Origin of the sequence: Nonomuraea sp. NPDC049480, from assembly GCF_044465905.1 — a bacterium.
In the GTDB taxonomy this organism is placed as follows: Bacteria; Actinomycetota; Actinomycetes; order Streptosporangiales; family Streptosporangiaceae; genus Nonomuraea.
On the sequence record NZ_JBITMD010000003.1, the window covers coordinates 375,757 to 389,790 of the forward strand.

12 protein-coding genes are annotated in these 14,034 nt (G+C 70.9%); 3 read left to right on the forward strand and 9 right to left on the reverse strand.

What is annotated here, in order from left to right; translation table 11 throughout:
• Positions 1–8: 8 nt before the first annotated feature.
• Entirely contained in the window at positions 9–2,195 is a 2,187-nt protein-coding gene (locus ACIBX3_RS11485; RefSeq protein ID WP_397115695.1) for a BTAD domain-containing putative transcriptional regulator, read from the reverse strand.
• A 107-nt stretch (positions 2,196–2,302) separates the two neighbouring features.
• On the opposite strand from ACIBX3_RS11485, the gene ACIBX3_RS11490 reads away from it, so the two are divergent.
• Complete coding sequence (locus ACIBX3_RS11490) at positions 2,303–3,172, forward strand: alpha/beta fold hydrolase (RefSeq protein WP_397115697.1); 870 nt, start codon at positions 2,303–2,305, stop codon at positions 3,170–3,172.
• Positions 3,173–3,378: 206 nt separating this feature from the next.
• On the opposite strand, the gene ACIBX3_RS11495 is transcribed toward ACIBX3_RS11490, so the two are convergent.
• The 3 genes from ACIBX3_RS11495 to ACIBX3_RS11505 all read right to left on the reverse strand — a co-directional run bounded on the left by ACIBX3_RS11495 (position 3,379) and on the right by ACIBX3_RS11505 (position 6,381).
• Positions 3,379–4,239, reverse strand: a complete 861-nt coding sequence (locus ACIBX3_RS11495) for an alpha/beta hydrolase (RefSeq protein WP_397115699.1) — start codon at positions 4,237–4,239, stop codon at positions 3,379–3,381.
• 80 nt (positions 4,240–4,319) lie between these two features.
• Entirely contained in the window at positions 4,320–5,540 is a 1,221-nt protein-coding gene (kynU, locus tag ACIBX3_RS11500; RefSeq protein ID WP_397115701.1) for a kynureninase, read from the reverse strand.
• Positions 5,533–6,381 carry a tryptophan 2,3-dioxygenase family protein gene (locus ACIBX3_RS11505; protein WP_397115703.1) on the reverse strand — a complete coding sequence of 283 codons (849 nt, stop codon included), beginning with the start codon at positions 6,379–6,381 and terminating at the stop codon, positions 5,533–5,535. The genes kynU and ACIBX3_RS11505 overlap by 8 nt, the downstream gene beginning before the upstream one ends.
• A gap of 335 nt (positions 6,382–6,716) precedes the next feature.
• Here ACIBX3_RS11505 and ACIBX3_RS11510 point away from each other — a divergent pair, with 335 nt between their 5' ends.
• Positions 6,717–7,142, forward strand: a complete 426-nt coding sequence (locus tag ACIBX3_RS11510; RefSeq protein WP_397115705.1) for a hypothetical protein — start codon at positions 6,717–6,719, stop codon at positions 7,140–7,142.
• Positions 7,143–7,249: 107 nt separating this feature from the next.
• Here the strand turns inward: ACIBX3_RS11510 and ACIBX3_RS11515 are convergent, their stop codons facing one another.
• A complete protein-coding gene (locus tag ACIBX3_RS11515) occupies positions 7,250–7,711 on the reverse strand; it encodes a four-helix bundle copper-binding protein (protein WP_397115707.1) in 462 nt (153 codons plus the stop codon).
• A 155-nt stretch (positions 7,712–7,866) separates the two neighbouring features.
• On the opposite strand from ACIBX3_RS11515, the gene ACIBX3_RS11520 reads away from it, so the two are divergent.
• The gene (locus ACIBX3_RS11520; protein ID WP_397115709.1) at positions 7,867–8,925 is read left to right on the forward strand and encodes a LacI family DNA-binding transcriptional regulator; all 1,059 of its coding nucleotides are present in this window, start codon (positions 7,867–7,869) and stop codon (positions 8,923–8,925) included.
• Here the strand turns inward: ACIBX3_RS11520 and ACIBX3_RS11525 are convergent.
• From ACIBX3_RS11525 to ACIBX3_RS11540, 4 genes are all read right to left on the reverse strand, one after another.
• A complete protein-coding gene (locus ACIBX3_RS11525) occupies positions 8,873–10,756 on the reverse strand; it encodes a glycoside hydrolase family 127 protein (protein ID WP_397115711.1) in 1,884 nt (627 codons plus the stop codon). The genes ACIBX3_RS11520 and ACIBX3_RS11525 overlap by 53 nt on opposite strands.
• Complete coding sequence (locus ACIBX3_RS11530; RefSeq protein ID WP_397115713.1) at positions 10,753–11,586, reverse strand: carbohydrate ABC transporter permease; 834 nt, start codon at positions 11,584–11,586, stop codon at positions 10,753–10,755. The genes ACIBX3_RS11525 and ACIBX3_RS11530 overlap by 4 nt, the downstream gene beginning before the upstream one ends.
• Positions 11,583–12,461, reverse strand: coding sequence for a carbohydrate ABC transporter permease (locus tag ACIBX3_RS11535; RefSeq protein ID WP_397115715.1), 879 nt, complete (start codon positions 12,459–12,461; stop codon positions 11,583–11,585). The genes ACIBX3_RS11530 and ACIBX3_RS11535 overlap by 4 nt, the downstream gene beginning before the upstream one ends.
• Before the next feature lie 91 nt (positions 12,462–12,552).
• Positions 12,553–13,869 carry an ABC transporter substrate-binding protein gene (locus tag ACIBX3_RS11540; RefSeq protein WP_397115717.1) on the reverse strand — a complete coding sequence of 439 codons (1,317 nt, stop codon included), beginning with the start codon at positions 13,867–13,869 and terminating at the stop codon, positions 12,553–12,555.
• Positions 13,870–14,034 lie beyond the last annotated feature (165 nt).

Below are 14,034 nucleotides of genomic sequence, written 5' to 3' on the forward strand. Positions count from 1 at the left end.
AGATCAACTCAAGAGGAGGTTGAGCCATGTGGGGTGAGCCCCGTTAGGTGGTCCGAGACCGGGCCCAGGGAGAGCAGGCCGCTGCCCGCTCCCGCGAGTTCCCCGGCCCCGGGGGTGAGGGCGTCGTGGGCGCGCCGCATCGCCTCCCGGTCTCCGACGGCCACGGCGGCCCTCGCCACCAGGCACCACATCGCCTCCATCAGCAGGTCGTGCGGCGGGTCCGGGACCTCGCGCAGCGCCGCGGCCGCCTCCGCGCGGCGGTCGTCGGCGACCAGCAGGAGGGGGCGGACCCACGGCTCGTACGGTCCCCAGTCCGCCTCGTCGCTCTCGTTCATCTCCGGTGGGATCCGGCAGGGGTGCGGGCGCCGGCGGTCGTCAGGGCGCGGGGGCAGGCCGCGGCGCACCCGCATGCACAGCAGGGCCAGCGGCAGCAGCCCGCGCTCCAGGCCCGGCATGCCGGCGCCGGCGAGGCGGGCGGCGGCCTCGCGGTAGGCGGTTCCGGCCTCAGCGGCCGTCGCCGGGCCTGCCGTCGCCTCGTTGAGCGTCGCCGGGTCCTGCGTCGCCGGGTCCTGCGTCGCCGGGTCCTGCGTCGCCGGGTCCTGCGTCGCCGGGTCCTGCGTCGCCGGGTCCTGCGTCGTCCGGTCCTGCGTCGCCTGGCCGGTCGCGTCCAGCCGTAGCGCCCGGTACCAGCCGGTGAACACACTCACCAGCGGCAGCTCATGCCGCTTCGCCAGCCGTTCCGCGACGGCCGCGTGCCGGTCGGCGCCGGCGAAGTCCGCGAGGGCACAGCGAGCCTGCAGGCGGATGAGATGGCCGAGGACCTCATAGGTGACCAGGCCGTGGCGGGCCGACAGCGCGACCAGTTCGGTCCCGATCTCGTCGCGACGACCGGCCAGGCCCGTACGGTGGAAGCTCTGCATGAACACGCCGTTGAGCACGAACGCCAGCAGCGCCGGGTCGTCCAGCCGCCGGGCGATCTCCTCCGCCTGCCGGGCCGCCTCGACCCCACGCGTCGCGTGGCCACCAGCGCCGGGGCCAAGACGCGACTCCGGGACCCCGCTGCGTGACTCCAGGGCGATCGTGGCCAGCAGGCGCGCCCGCGTCGCCTCGGGCGCGGTGGGCGGGAGGGCGGCCAGGGTGCGTTCGGCGGCCGCGACGACCTGCGCCGCCTGCGCCGGATCGTCCGCACGGGTCCAGATCGCCGGCACGTCGTACGTCCCGATCATCCGCGCGGTCAGCTCCACATCGCCCAGCTCCTCCGCCGCCGCGATCGCCGCCACGCGGTGCCGGCGCGCCGCCTCCAGCCCGGCGCCACCGGTCACGGCCAGGTCCCGCATCAGGCTCACCGTCGACTCCAGCCGCGCCCGCGCGCCCGACGGCACACTGCGGTCGTACGCGGCCGCCGCCTCCGCCCACACCGAACCCGCCGTACCCGACATCGGGTCCAGATGGGGCGCGTGGTGAAGGATGTCGGCTTCCAGACCGCGCAGACGCGGCCCTGGGTCCACGCCCAGATGCTCCACCAGCAGGGCACGCGCCCGGCGCAGCACCGCGAGGGCGTCTCCCTGCCGGCCGGTGCGGTACAGCGCCAGGGCCAGCAGCCGCCAGGCGTCCTCCCGCCACGGATGCTCGGCCACGTGCGCGTCCAGATCCGGCACCGCCTCGCCCGCCAGCCCCAGGGCCAGCCGCGCCTCGGCGTGCCGCTCGACGGCGTGCAACCGCAGCTCGGCCAGCCGGGACCGCTCCGCCCGCGCCCACGCCTGGTCGGCGAAGTCGGCGTACGCGGGCCCGCGCCACCAGCCCAGCGCCTCCTCCAGCCGCTCGAGAGCCTCCTCCGGCCGAAGCGCCGCGGCCACCGCCCGCTCGAAGCGCCAGGCGTCCACGGCGTCAGGGGCGGCGCGCAACGCGTACCCCGGCCCCTCGGTGACCAGCAGCCGCGGCGCGGCCCGGGGCGGCCGCTCGGGCTCCAGCGCCCGGCGCAGCGCCGCGACGAACGTCCGCACCGCCCCCACCGCGCCCTCCGGCGGATCGTCCTCCCACAGGTCGGCGACCAGGCGCGAGACGGGGACGACACGCCGCCGGGCGACGATCAGCCGGGCCAGCACCGCCCGATGCCGCGGCCCCTTGACGTCGATCACGCCCCCGGCCTCGTCCCAGGCCGTCACCGGCCCCAGCACCCCGAACCCGACCCGCACCGCCGAACCACCTTCCCGCCCGCCACGGTAGCGCGCTGATCGGATGCTCATTCACGCCCGGCACGCTGGAGCCGACCGGATCATCCATCGCAAGAGGAGCGGAACTCATGATCAACGGCTTCGAGTACCGGCGCGTCCCCGTCGCCGACGGCGTGTCGCTCAACGTGGCCGTCGCGGGCACGGGCAGCCCCATCGTGCTGCTGCACGGCTTCCCCCAGACCCACCTGATGTGGCGGCATGTCGCCGCCGACCTGGCCGCCGACCACACCGTGATCTGCCCCGACCTGCGCGGGTACGGCGCCAGCGACAAGCCCGCCGAGGCCGGCGCCGGCACCTACGCCAAGCGGACCATGGCCGCCGACGTGGTGGCGCTGGCCGGCGCGCTGGGGTACGAGCGGTTCGCGCTGGCCGGGCATGACCGCGGCGCCCTGGTCGCCTTCCGCGCCGGGCTCGACCACCCGGCGGCGGTCACCCATCTGGCCTGCCTGGACGTGCTGCCGACCGCGGACATGTGGGAGGTCCTGCGGGGCGCGGGCGCCGCCGTCGCCTTCCACCTCTACCTGATGGCACAGCCGCCCGGCCTGCCCGAGCAGATGATCGCCGCCAGCGCGGACGCCTTCTTCGGCCACTTCCTCGACCAGTGGACCCGCGACCCCCAGGCGATCCCGGACGACGTCCGCGCGGCGTACCTCCAGGCCTGCCGCCAGGCGATCCCCTCGATCGTCGCCGACTACCGCGCCTCCGCCGGCATCGACGTGGAGCACGACCTGGCCGACAGAGAGGCCGGCAACCGGCTGCGGATGCCCGTCACCGTGCTGCAGCAGGACTGGGGCGCCGCGCTCGGCTACGACGCGGCCGCGCTGTGGGGCGCCTGGGCGCCCGACCTGCGGCACGAGACCGTCACCTGCGGCCACTTCATGGCCGAGGAGGCCCCGGCCGACATCGCCAAGGCCCTGCGTGCCCTGCTCGCCCGCTGACGCGGCCACTCGGGGTGAGGGTGAACCCCTCTCCGGCGCATGCGGACGGCGGCCCGTCCCCGTCGACGGACACGAACGTGATCCGCTCGCCGCAGGTGGTCATGGTGCTTGCCGACGGCGATTCCGGCGGCAAGCGCCCGGTGTGAGATCCGTAAGAGCAGCGGAGGCGCCGGATGATTGCGCCTCTCGGGTTCGAGCTACCCGGCTCAGGGGTGGTTCAGCAGGCGGGCGATCTCCTCTGCGACCACGGCGCAGGCGTCCGCCGCCGGATCGATCAACGGGAAGTGGCCGGCATCGCGCACCAGCGTCAGGCGTACCGTCTGGCCCGCCTCGGCGGCCGCGTGCGCGAAGGATCCGGCGACCTCGGCCGGTACGACGATGTCGGCCCGGCCCTGGACGAGGGTGGTGGGGACGCCGGTGGGCAGCAGCGCCGCGGGATCGGCGGACAGGCGTCGCTCCTCGAACCGCTCGGGCCCGCCGAGGAACTGGAGCGCGGCGCCGGAGCACACGGCGAGCTCACGCGCCTTGGTGAGATCAGCGATCGGCGCGAGCGCCACGACTCCCTCGACGGACGGTTCGGGGAGCCACCAGGGCGACTCCTCCGGCAGCACGTGGCGGGCCGCGGCCCACAGCGCGAGCTGGCCGCCCGCCGAATGCCCGATCACGACCGTGCGGCGCGAGTCCGCCTGGGGGAGCACGTCCGTCACGAGGCCCGGCAGCGCGTCGAAGGCGGCGGCCACATCGTCCAACGTCTCCGGCCAGCGTCCCGCCGCGCCCGGCTCCGCGCCGCCCCGGCGGTACTCGACCGAGGCGACCGCGAAGGCCCGGAGCGCGAGGAAGGCCGCGAGGGGAGAGACGTGCCGCCTGTCGTAGGCGGCACGCCAGGCGCCGCCGTGCAGGACGACGACGAGCGGCGCCGTCGCATCGAGATCGATGCGGGGCGCGTAGAAATCGATGACCTGATCGGGGTGTTCGCCGTAGGAGGCGGTGACGTCCGGCTCCACGGAGGGGTGGGAGAAGGCCGACTCCTGCTCGACGCCATCCCGTGCGGCGGCGTCCGCGGACACCGCTCGTGCTCCCGCTCCCGTTCCGGCCATACGGTGTGATCTTCCCCTTCGCCTCGTTCCCGAAAGCACCGGCAAGGCGGTCAACGGGAGGAAACCACCTCCGCCAGGACCCGCGCCGCCCGCTCCACGTCCGCGAACGACACATACAGCGGCGTGAAGCCGAAGCGCAGCACATCCGGGTGCCGGAAGTCGCCGACGACCCCTCGGGCGATCAGCGAACCCATCACCTCACCGGCGTCGGCGCAGCGCAGCGCGACCTGGCTGCCCCGCTCCCCGTGCCAGGCCGGGGTGATCGACTCGACTCGGCCGGCGGGCACGTACGCCGCGACGCACTCCAGGAAGAAGTCGGTCAGGGCCAGGCTCTTCTCTCGTACCGCCTCGACCGGCACCCCGTCCCACACCTCGAGTGCCGCCTCCAGAGCGAGCATCGAGAGGATGTCGGGGGTGCCCACCCGGCCCCGCGGCGCACCGTCCGCGGCCTCGTACCGCGGTGACATGCCGAAGGGGTCGCGGTGGGAGTTCCATCCGGGCAGCGGGGAGTCGAAGCGGGCCTGCAGGTCCCGCCGCACATAGAGATAGGCAGGCGAGCCGGGGCCTCCGTTGAGGTACTTGTAGGTGCAGCCGACCGCGAGGTCGACGCCGTACGCGTCGAGCCCGACCGGCAGCGCGCCCGCGCTGTGACACAGGTCCCACACCACCAGAGCGCCTTCGGCGTGCGCGGCGGCCGTCACACCCGGCAGGTCGTGGAGCCGCCCGCTGCGGTAGTCGACGTGGTTGACCAGCGCGACGGCAGTGCGTGGACCGAGGGCGGTCCGGAGTTCCGACGGGTCGACGGCGACCAGGCGGCGGCCCGTCATCCGTGCGGCGGACTCGGCGATGTAGCCGTCCGTGGGGAACGTCGTCGCGTCGACGACGATCTCGTCGCGTTCCGCGGCGGACATCCGCACCGCGCCCACCAGCGCCTTGAAGACGTTCACGCTGGTGGAGTCGCCGACGACGACCTGGCCGGGCGCCGCGCCGATCAGCGGGGCGATACGGTCACCGATCCTTTCCGGCGCGGTCCACCACCCGGACTCCGTCCAGGACCTGATGCGTAGCCGTCCCCACTGCCTGGCCACCACGTCGGCCACCCGGCCGGGCACGGCGGCAGGCAGCGCGCCCAGCGAGTTCCCGTCCAGGTAGACGGTGTCGTCGTCGAGGACGAACTCGGCGCGCTTGGCACGCAGTCCGTCCATGACGTCGAGCTTGCGCGCCTTCTTCGAAAGTTCCGGAAGGTTCGGGAGGTGCGTGGCGTCAGACATGGCTGCGCGCCGTCCACAGCTCGGGGAACACGTTCTTCACGGCCCGCTTCTCCAGCCAGGCCACGCCCGCCGAGCCTCCGGTTCCGGTCTTGGCGCCCATCGCGCGCCGGGTCGCCACGAGATGGTCGTTGCGCCAGCGCCACACCAGCTCGCCGACGTCCGTCAACGCCTCACCGAGCCGTGCCAGGTCGGCGTCCCGATCGCCGGAGTAGATCTCCGTCCACACCGCCTCGACCTCCGCCGAGGGCTCGTACCGCTGCGACAGATCCCTTTCCAGCACGGTCCGCGGTACGGCGTGCCCGCGCCGGGCGAGCAGGTGCAGCACCTCGTCGTACAGGCTGGGCTGGTGCAGCGCCTTCTCCAGCTCCGCGTGGACGCGCGGCGCGCCCCGGTGCGGCACCAGCATGGACGACGACTTCTCGCCGAGCAGGAACTCCATCCGCCGGTACATCGCCGACTGGAAGCCGGAGCCCTCACCGAGTGCGGCTCGGTAGGCGTTGAACTCGCCGGGGGTGAGCTGTGACAGCGGCCGCCAGGAGGCGTTCAGCGCCTCAAGCTCGCGCACGCTGCGCTTGAGCGCGTCCATCGCGACGGGCAGCCGGTCCTCGCGCAGTGCGCGGCCGGCGGTCTTCCACTCATGGACGATCACGGTGAACCACAGTTCCATGACCTGGGTGGTGACCAGGAACACCATCTCTCCCGGGTCGTCGGAGAGGGGGTGCTGGAGGTGGGTGAGGACGTCCGCCTGAACGTAGTCCTCGTACGGGGTCGTGCCCGCGAAGTCGAGGTTCGGGGACTCCGAACCGGCACCGGCTTCTCGGGACTCGGGGCGATGGGGCATCGCTGTCTCCTCGAGGCGTGCTACCGGGTAGCGGTCCGCTCCCTTCCTCTCGGCACTGGAGCCCCGGTCCCCTCGGGCTCGTCCGTCTCAGTACGGCGTCGAGCCCACCCGGCATGATGCGGGATCGTGTCCCGATATGGCAAGTGCTGCCCGGTAGGCGAGACCCCGAGCGCCGCACGGTCCGCGTTTCCGCCGGAGCAAAGGCCGCTACCGCCGCCGAAGCCTGGCATCGCGGACGAGGCCGCCGGGGGAGCGGGCGGAACCCCTCGGAACATCGTGGAACGCCCTGTAGGCGATGGCGGGCATCGGCGCCCGCCCTGCTGATGGAGCACGTCATGCGACATGCACGCACCCTGACCGCCTTCCTCGCGGCCTGCACCCTGTCAACCGCGTTCCTCGCAGGCACGGCCGGCGTGGCCGGCGCTGCGACCGACAGCGCCTTGCTGGTGATCACCCCGGTCACCGGCATCAAGTGCCTGGTCGTCGTCAAGGGCCACGCCGACGTGGCCGCGGTGGAGCCGGGCAATCTCACCGTCCGGCTGTTCGGCGCCGACGCGTTCGACGATGACGATGAGCTTGAAAGGGAGGGCCCGCTGTCGACTGCCCCCACCGGTGACTACTCCGCGAGGTTCACTGTGGCCTGCGCCACGCTCGACGAGGATCTGGGAGATGACGAGATCTTCGCTGTGGCCTCGGTCTTCGACCCGGCCACGGGAGTCACCGTGGACATCCGCTCGAACACGGTCACCGGCACTTTCTGAGCCACGGCGAAGACGGCGTGGGCGTGGGAACGGCCGGTCACGCCTGAGCCGGATTTCCCGGACTCCTCGGCATGACCGGCCGTTCCGCTGTTCCCGGGGCCCTGGCGCTACCGCTGCTGCTGCGGCCTGCTCCGGCTGGGCGGTCCGGTCGCTGATGTCGGTTCGAGCTGAGGCAGCAGGGCGTTGAGCGCCTGCTCGGTTTCCCGGCAGGCCTCCGCGCAGATGCGGCAGTGCTCGTGCCGGCTGCTGTGCTCGGCGCAGGAGTCGCCGCAGGTCTTGGTCGCCTGGATGGCGGCCTGCACCTGTGCACGCGACAGGTTGGCGTCGTAGCCGGTGTGCCGGGACAGCACGGCTGCGGTGGTCGAGCAGATGGCGGCGCAGTCGAGGTTGTCACGGATGCATCGGCTGAGCATGGGCAGCCGGTCGGCGGGCTCCGACAGGCACGCGTCGGCGCAGGCCGTGCAGGCCTGGGCGCAGGCTTCGAGTGCGTCGATGACGGCGGCCAGCTGCCTGTGGTCGAGGTTGATCTGGGCCGGGTAGGCGTTCAGCATCTTCTCGGTGTAGGTCACGTTGACCTCCTTCGTTTCGGGTGCCTGGAACGCCTACCCGCCGAGGCCGCACGCAGACCTCCATGTGTCAGCGAACCGCTGTCCTCGCCGGTGCACGCTGGGTGGGCGACTGGCGAAATCGTATGCCTGCATCGTGATGCGATAGCCTGGCCTGAATGTCTGAAGACCAGTCGGCCAAGCGGTCCGTGCCCACCATGCGTGACATCGCCGCTGCGGCGGCCGTCTCGCAGAGCACCGTGTCGCGTGTCCTCAGCGGCGCGCCCACCGCCGTGCCCATCGCGCCGGAGACCCGCCAGAGGGTGCTGCGTACGGCCAGGGAGCTGGGCTACCGCCCCAACCCGCTGGCTCGCGGGCTGCGCGGTGCGTCGACGAACCTCATCGGCGCCGTGGTGCGCGACTTCAGCGACCTCTTCTTCGCCGGGGTGATCGAGGCGCTCGTGGTCGAGTCGATGGCGCACGGCTACAACGTGGTGCTGGGCCACGCGCCGGTCCGGGCGGGCGACGAGGCGGTCTCGCTGACCACCGTGCTGGAGACCCGGCACATCGACGCGGTGGTGCTGCTCGGTGACATGCAGGAGCATCCGCAGCTCCTGGCCGACCTGCGCAACTCGATCGTGCCGGTGGTCATGCTCTGGCCGGGCACGAGCCCGCGCGAGTTCCCGACCGTCGACGCCGACGACCGGGACGGCATCCGCGCCGGGCTGACCCATCTGGTGTCCCTGGGGCACGAGAGGATCGCCTTCGTCCACGCGGAGCTTCCCAATGAATATCGGGCGCGGGAGGAGGCCTATGTCGATTTCATGCGTGATCGGTTCGGCACCGTGCCGCCGGGCTATGTCGAGCGCTGCCCGAACACCCTGGCCGGAGGCGATGCCGCGCTGCGGCGCCTGATGGACCGGCCCGACCCGCCCACGGCGGTTTTCGCCTCGACCGATGTGGTGGCCATGGGCGTGCTGCACGCCGCGCACGGCTTGGGCGTGACCGTGCCGGATCGCCTGTCGGTCGTCGGCTTCGACGACATTCTCATGGCGGCGCACACCGTGCCGGCGCTGACCACCGTGCGGATGCCGATATCGGAGATCGTCGGCCACGCGGTCACGCAGGCGGTCAGCCTGGCTCGGGAACCGGCCGATGCCCACCGCCGGCCGGCTCTCGAGGTCTTCAAGCCGGCATTGACAGTGCGGGATTCGACCGCACCTCCGGCTCCGAGGTGACACCGATCGCCGGGATCCAGACCCGCATCGCCCCCACCCGCCGGTTCGCCCAGGCGAAGTAGGGGATCGCGCCGGCGGTGAGGTTCTCGCCAGGCGGCGTTGAGCTCAGGTCGACGACCGGGACGTTGACGCCGATCATCGCGGGCTCGATGTCGGGCCGCGGCACCTCCTGGGGCCGGCGGCCGCCGTCCCACGCCAGGTCCTCCAGCTCCGTCGCGGCCGGAGCGTCAACGGCTTCCAGGCAGTAGACCAGCGGGCCGCGTTCCAGGGCGACGCACCCGCGGATCGCGTCGGCGCGCCGGTCGGGCACGCTGACCCGGATCACCGGATCGAGGTCGAGCACGACGCTGTCGCCCGCGTTCCACTGTCGTGAATGCCGGACCACGGGGCCGGTGGCCGAGCGGCTCCATGCCGGTACCCGCAACGAGAGCGTCCACGGCCGGTCCGGCGTCTGGAGAACGCGGACGGTGACGCGGCCCTGCCACGGGTACTCCGTCCGGATCGCGAGGCGGACGTCTCCGACCGTCAGGTCGGCGTCCGCGTACTGGTGGATCTGGACGCCGCCCCCGTCACCTGTGGCCAGGTAGTGGTGCCAGGAGCTGAGCAGGCGCATGAGGTTGGGCGGGCAGCAGGCGCACGCGTACCACGGGGCGCGCCGGCCGTGCCCGGCCGGCTCCGCGGCGCGGTGAGTCCGCCGCTGCAGCGGGTTGGTGTAGAAGAATTCCTCGCCCGAGAGCGAGATCCCGGAAAGCACGCCGTTGTACATGGCCCGCTCGATCGCGTCGGCGTACTCCGGCTCGCCGGTGGCGAGCAGGAGGCGCCAGGCCAGCATCACGCTCGCGATGGCCGCGCACGTCTCGGTGTAGGCGCGGTCGGGAGGCAGCTCGTAGGGGTCGCCGAAGGCCTCGTCGCGATGCCGGCTGCCCGTCCCGCCGGTGAGGTAGGTCCGGCTGCGGGTCAGATCGCTCCAGCGGCGCCGCACGGCGGCGAGCAATTCGTCATCGCCGAGTTCCACGGCGGCGTCGACCGCGCCGCAGTCCAGATAGAGCTGGCGAACGGCATGCCCGGCAACGGTCGCCGCCTCGCGCACGGGCTCATGGTCCTGCCAGTACTCGGGCCCGAAGCGCCCCTGACCGATCAGTCCGTGCCCGCGCAGCCCGAGCATCCGCTCGGCGAGCTTGAGGTGGCGCTCCTCACCTGTGACCCGGGCGAGCTCCACGAGCGCCATCTCTATCCCCGGATGTCCATCGACGCCAGGTCTGCCCTGCGCGCCGAACTCGGCGTCGACATGGGCCACGGCGCGCGTGGCGACAGTGAGCAGCCGGTCGTCGCCGAGGCCTCGGTGCCAGGCGACCGCGGCCTGGATCAGGTGTGCCACGCAGTAGAACTCGTGCCCCCAGGCCAGATCACCATAGGGGACGCCACCCTTGACCACCTGGACGAAGCTGTTGAGATAGCCGTCGGGCCGCTGCGCCGCGGCCACCACCCCGATCGCCTCCTCCGCCGCGGCGGTGAGACCCGGATCCGCGCCACGAGCCAGTTCCCAGCCGACGGCTTCGAGCCACTTGTAGACGTCGGAGTCGAGAAACGGGAGGGTCGCGCCGCCGCTGTCGGCCTCGGCCTGATACCGTCCCTGCCCGCCGGCGGCCAGACGGAGGTTGCCCAGCGCTCCGCAGTGCTGGAGCCGGTCGAAGCCATGCGGGATCGTCTTCTCGCGGTTGAGCCGCTGCCGCCGCGCCCAGAACCCGCCGACGATCTCCACTTCGGACCCTTCTATCGGGCTCAGCCGAGGTTTCGCCGCCGCGGCCGGCCACACGCTGCCTGCGTTCATTTGATGGCTCCGCTCATCAGACCCGACACGTAGTACCGCTGAAGCAGGAAATAGACGAGGACACACGGGATGATCGAGATGGTGACGCCGGCCTGCAGCATGCCCCAGTCCGTGCCGCCGAGGCTGGTCTCCGTCCTCGACGTGGCGAGGATCAGCGGCAGGGTGAACGTGGAGCTGCGGCTCATCATCACCAGCGCGCCGAGGAACTCGTTCCACGAGGTGATGAAGGCGAAGAGCGCGGTGGTGACGATCGCGGGCACGGCCGCGGGGATGAAGACCCAGCGCAACGCCTCCCACGTGGAGGAACCGTCCATGATGGCCGCTTCCTCCAGCTCCCTCGGCACGGCGCTGAAGCTGTTGCGCAGCACGTACAGGCTGAAGGGCAGTTGGATGGCGGTGTGCAGGATCGCGAGGCCGAGCAGCGAGTTGGTCAGGCCGATCTTCGCGAACATGAGGAACATCGGCGTGAGCAGGGCCTGGTAGGGAATGATCAGCGCGAGCAGCAACACCACGAAGATGACCTCTTTGCCCGGGATGGGGAAGCGCGCCAGCGCGTAGGCCGCGGGAACGGTCAGCAGCAGCGTGAGCACGATGGCCAGCAACGCCGTGCCCAGACTGTTGGCGAGATAGACCAGCAGGCCCTCCTGGTAATTCCACAGACGCGTATAACTGTCGACGCTGAGCCCGTGCGGGAAGTAGGTCGGGGGAGAGGCGGCCGCCTCTTCGGTCGGCTTCACCGAGGCGAGAATCGACATCGCCAGCGGCATCAGCATGACGGTGCAGACGGTGAGACAACCCGCCGCCACCAGATACCTTCCGCGTCCCTTCATGGGTGGCTCCGGCGGGTCAGCAGCAGCTGGATCACGGTGAAGACGAGGATCGTGAAGGCCAGGATCATCGACAGGGCGGCACCGTACCCGAGTTTCAGGTAGGGGAAGGAATTCAGGTAGATGTAGAAGACCGATGTCGCCGTCTCATTGCCCGGCTGACCGGCGGTCATGATGTAGAACTGGTCGAAGGCGAGCAGCGAGCCGATCACGCTCACCAGGGTCACCAGCAGGACGGTGCGCAGGGTCAACGGCAGGATCACCCGGGTGACCCGCTGCCGCAGGCTCGCCCCGTCGACGAGGGCGGCCTCGACCACGTCCGCCGGCACGGCTTGGATCGCGGCGACGAAAAGGATCATCCCGAAGCCGATCACCTTCCAGACCACGGAGACGCTGATCGCGAAGTTGGAGACGCCCGCGTCCACGCCCAGCCACAGCACGGGCTTGTCGATGATCCCCAGATCGAGCAGGCCCTGGTTCACCAGGCCGAAATCGGCGCTGAAAAGCCAGTACCAGAGCAGGCTCGACACCCCGAGACCGATCACGACCGGGACGAAGACCACCGTGCGGGTGACCCGGCGCAGGACGGTGTTCCGGGCGGTGAGCAGCGCCAGCAGGTAGCCGCCGACGATGAGGAACGGAGTGATGAGCAGGGTGTAGAGCAGGGTGAAGCGGAAGGAGACCCAGAACTGGGTGTCGTCGAAAGCCCGCTCGTAGTTCGCCAGCCCGACAAATCTCGGCGGGGACAGCAGGGACCAGTTGTGCAACGACATCCAGGCCATCTGCAGCAGGGGATAGGCGGTGAAGGTGAGCACGAAGAGCAGAGCCGGTGCCAGGTAGGCGAGTCCCACCAGGCGGCCGCGTGGGCCGTGGCGCATGACAGCTCCTCTGGGTGAGTGAGGCGTCCACCGGGCGATGGGGCCGCCCGGTGGACGTCGGCGAGGATTTCCCTCCCATCGCAAGCCGGGTCTACGACCGGCTTGCGATGGCCTTCATCTCTTTCTTGGCGTCGGCGATGACGGTGTCGAGAGCGTCGTCGCCGTAATAGGCGCGCTGCAGCATCTTCAGCCACGGCCCCTGCGGCGAGTTGATCTGCTCGAAGAACGTGACCGTGTACGGCGTGCGGCCCACCGTGAGCGCTTTGGCCACGTCGCGCACCAGGGGCTCGGCCGTGAAGTACTTGTTGTCCACCATGTCGGTTCGCGTGGTGAGGTTGAGCGCCTTGGCGTAAACCTCGACCTGTACCTCGTCGGAGAGCAGGAACTTCATCACGTTGACCGCGTCGTTGACCCGCTTGCTCCCCTTGGGGATCACCACCAGGTCGCCGCCGATGAAGGAGGCCGAGGAGTTCGGCGCCACCCCGGGCAGCAGGCCGATGCCGAAGTTCATCTTCGGATTCTGCTGGCGCGCCAGCGTGATGTTGAAGTTGCCGGTGCCCATCATGCCCACCTTGCCGGAGCCGAACTGGAGATGGAACGTCTCGCCGTTCTCCGGGCGGCCTCCTTCGGGGACGTTGCCGGCCTTGACCATGTCGCGGGTGAACTGCAGCACCTGCTTGACTCCGTCGCCGACCAGCGGCTCGTCTCCGGGACCCGCCGCCTCGATCTCGGCCCCCGAGGCCCACATCAGCGGACCGACGGTGAAGATGTTGCAGCCGGCGCAGTTGCCGGGCAGGTAGTAGCCCTTGACGCCACCGCCCAGAGCGGTGATCTTGTCGGCGTAACTACGCAGCTCGGCCAGGCTCGTGGGCGGCTTGTCCGGGTCGAGCCCGGCCCGGGTGAAGAGATCCTTGTTGTAGAAGAGGGCGGACACGTCCGCATAGAGGGGCACGCCGAAGAGCCGGTCCTCGTAGGTCGCCACCGTCATGTGCCCTTTGCTGGCGGTCTTCAGCTCGGGCCAATCCTTGATCTGGTCGGTGATGTCGACCAGCTGCTGTTCCTTTTCGAACTGCGGGGCGTAGATCAGGTCCATGCCCATCAGATCGGGCACGTCGCCCGAGGCGACACCCTGGGCGATCTTCCCCACCATCTCGGTGTGGGGGATGTAGGTCAGATTGATCTTGCAGTCGGGGTTCTTGGTGTTCCATGCCTCGACCAGCATGTCCACCATCTGCTTGTTGCCGCCTGAGCGCTCCCACATCGTCAGGGCGCCTTTGCCGGCACATGTGGTTGTCGCCGCCTGCGCTTGACTGGGCGCGGGGGGCGGCTCCTCCTGGCCGCAGGCGGCGGTTGCGAGCAACAGCGCCGCCGCGGCCGCCCGGACAGGCCAGCTGGGATGGGTCCTCATTTGCCAGGCTCCTCTCTTCGGAGTGGACCGGGTGTTGACGTGACCCCCTGCCGATGGGAACGTAACCGATGATGAATACGATTGCATACAATCGTTTTCATCTCGTAACCCAGGAGTCACCGGCTCACCGGATGGAGTCAGATGGCTCGCAACTGCTGACGCGAC

Bases quoted from the DNA above. Each gene is read 5' to 3' on its own strand.
- ACIBX3_RS11505 (WP_397115703.1), bottom strand. From the start codon at position 6,381: ATGCCCCATCGCCCCGAGTCCCGAGAAGCCGGTGCCGGTTCGGAGTCC.
- ACIBX3_RS11530 (WP_397115713.1), bottom strand. From the start codon at position 11,586: ATGAAGGGACGCGGAAGGTATCTGGTGGCGGCGGGTTGTCTCACCGTC.
- kynU (WP_397115701.1), bottom strand. From the start codon at position 5,540: ATGTCTGACGCCACGCACCTCCCGAACCTTCCGGAACTTTCGAAGAAG.
- ACIBX3_RS11525 (WP_397115711.1), bottom strand. From the start codon at position 10,756: ATGAACGCAGGCAGCGTGTGGCCGGCCGCGGCGGCGAAACCTCGGCTG.
- ACIBX3_RS11540 (WP_397115717.1), bottom strand. From the start codon at position 13,869: ATGAGGACCCATCCCAGCTGGCCTGTCCGGGCGGCCGCGGCGGCGCTG.
- ACIBX3_RS11490 (WP_397115697.1), top strand. From the start codon at position 2,303: ATGATCAACGGCTTCGAGTACCGGCGCGTCCCCGTCGCCGACGGCGTG.
- ACIBX3_RS11510 (WP_397115705.1), top strand. From the start codon at position 6,717: ATGCGACATGCACGCACCCTGACCGCCTTCCTCGCGGCCTGCACCCTG.
- ACIBX3_RS11520 (WP_397115709.1), top strand. From the start codon at position 7,867: ATGTCTGAAGACCAGTCGGCCAAGCGGTCCGTGCCCACCATGCGTGAC.
- ACIBX3_RS11535 (WP_397115715.1), bottom strand. From the start codon at position 12,461: ATGCGCCACGGCCCACGCGGCCGCCTGGTGGGACTCGCCTACCTGGCA.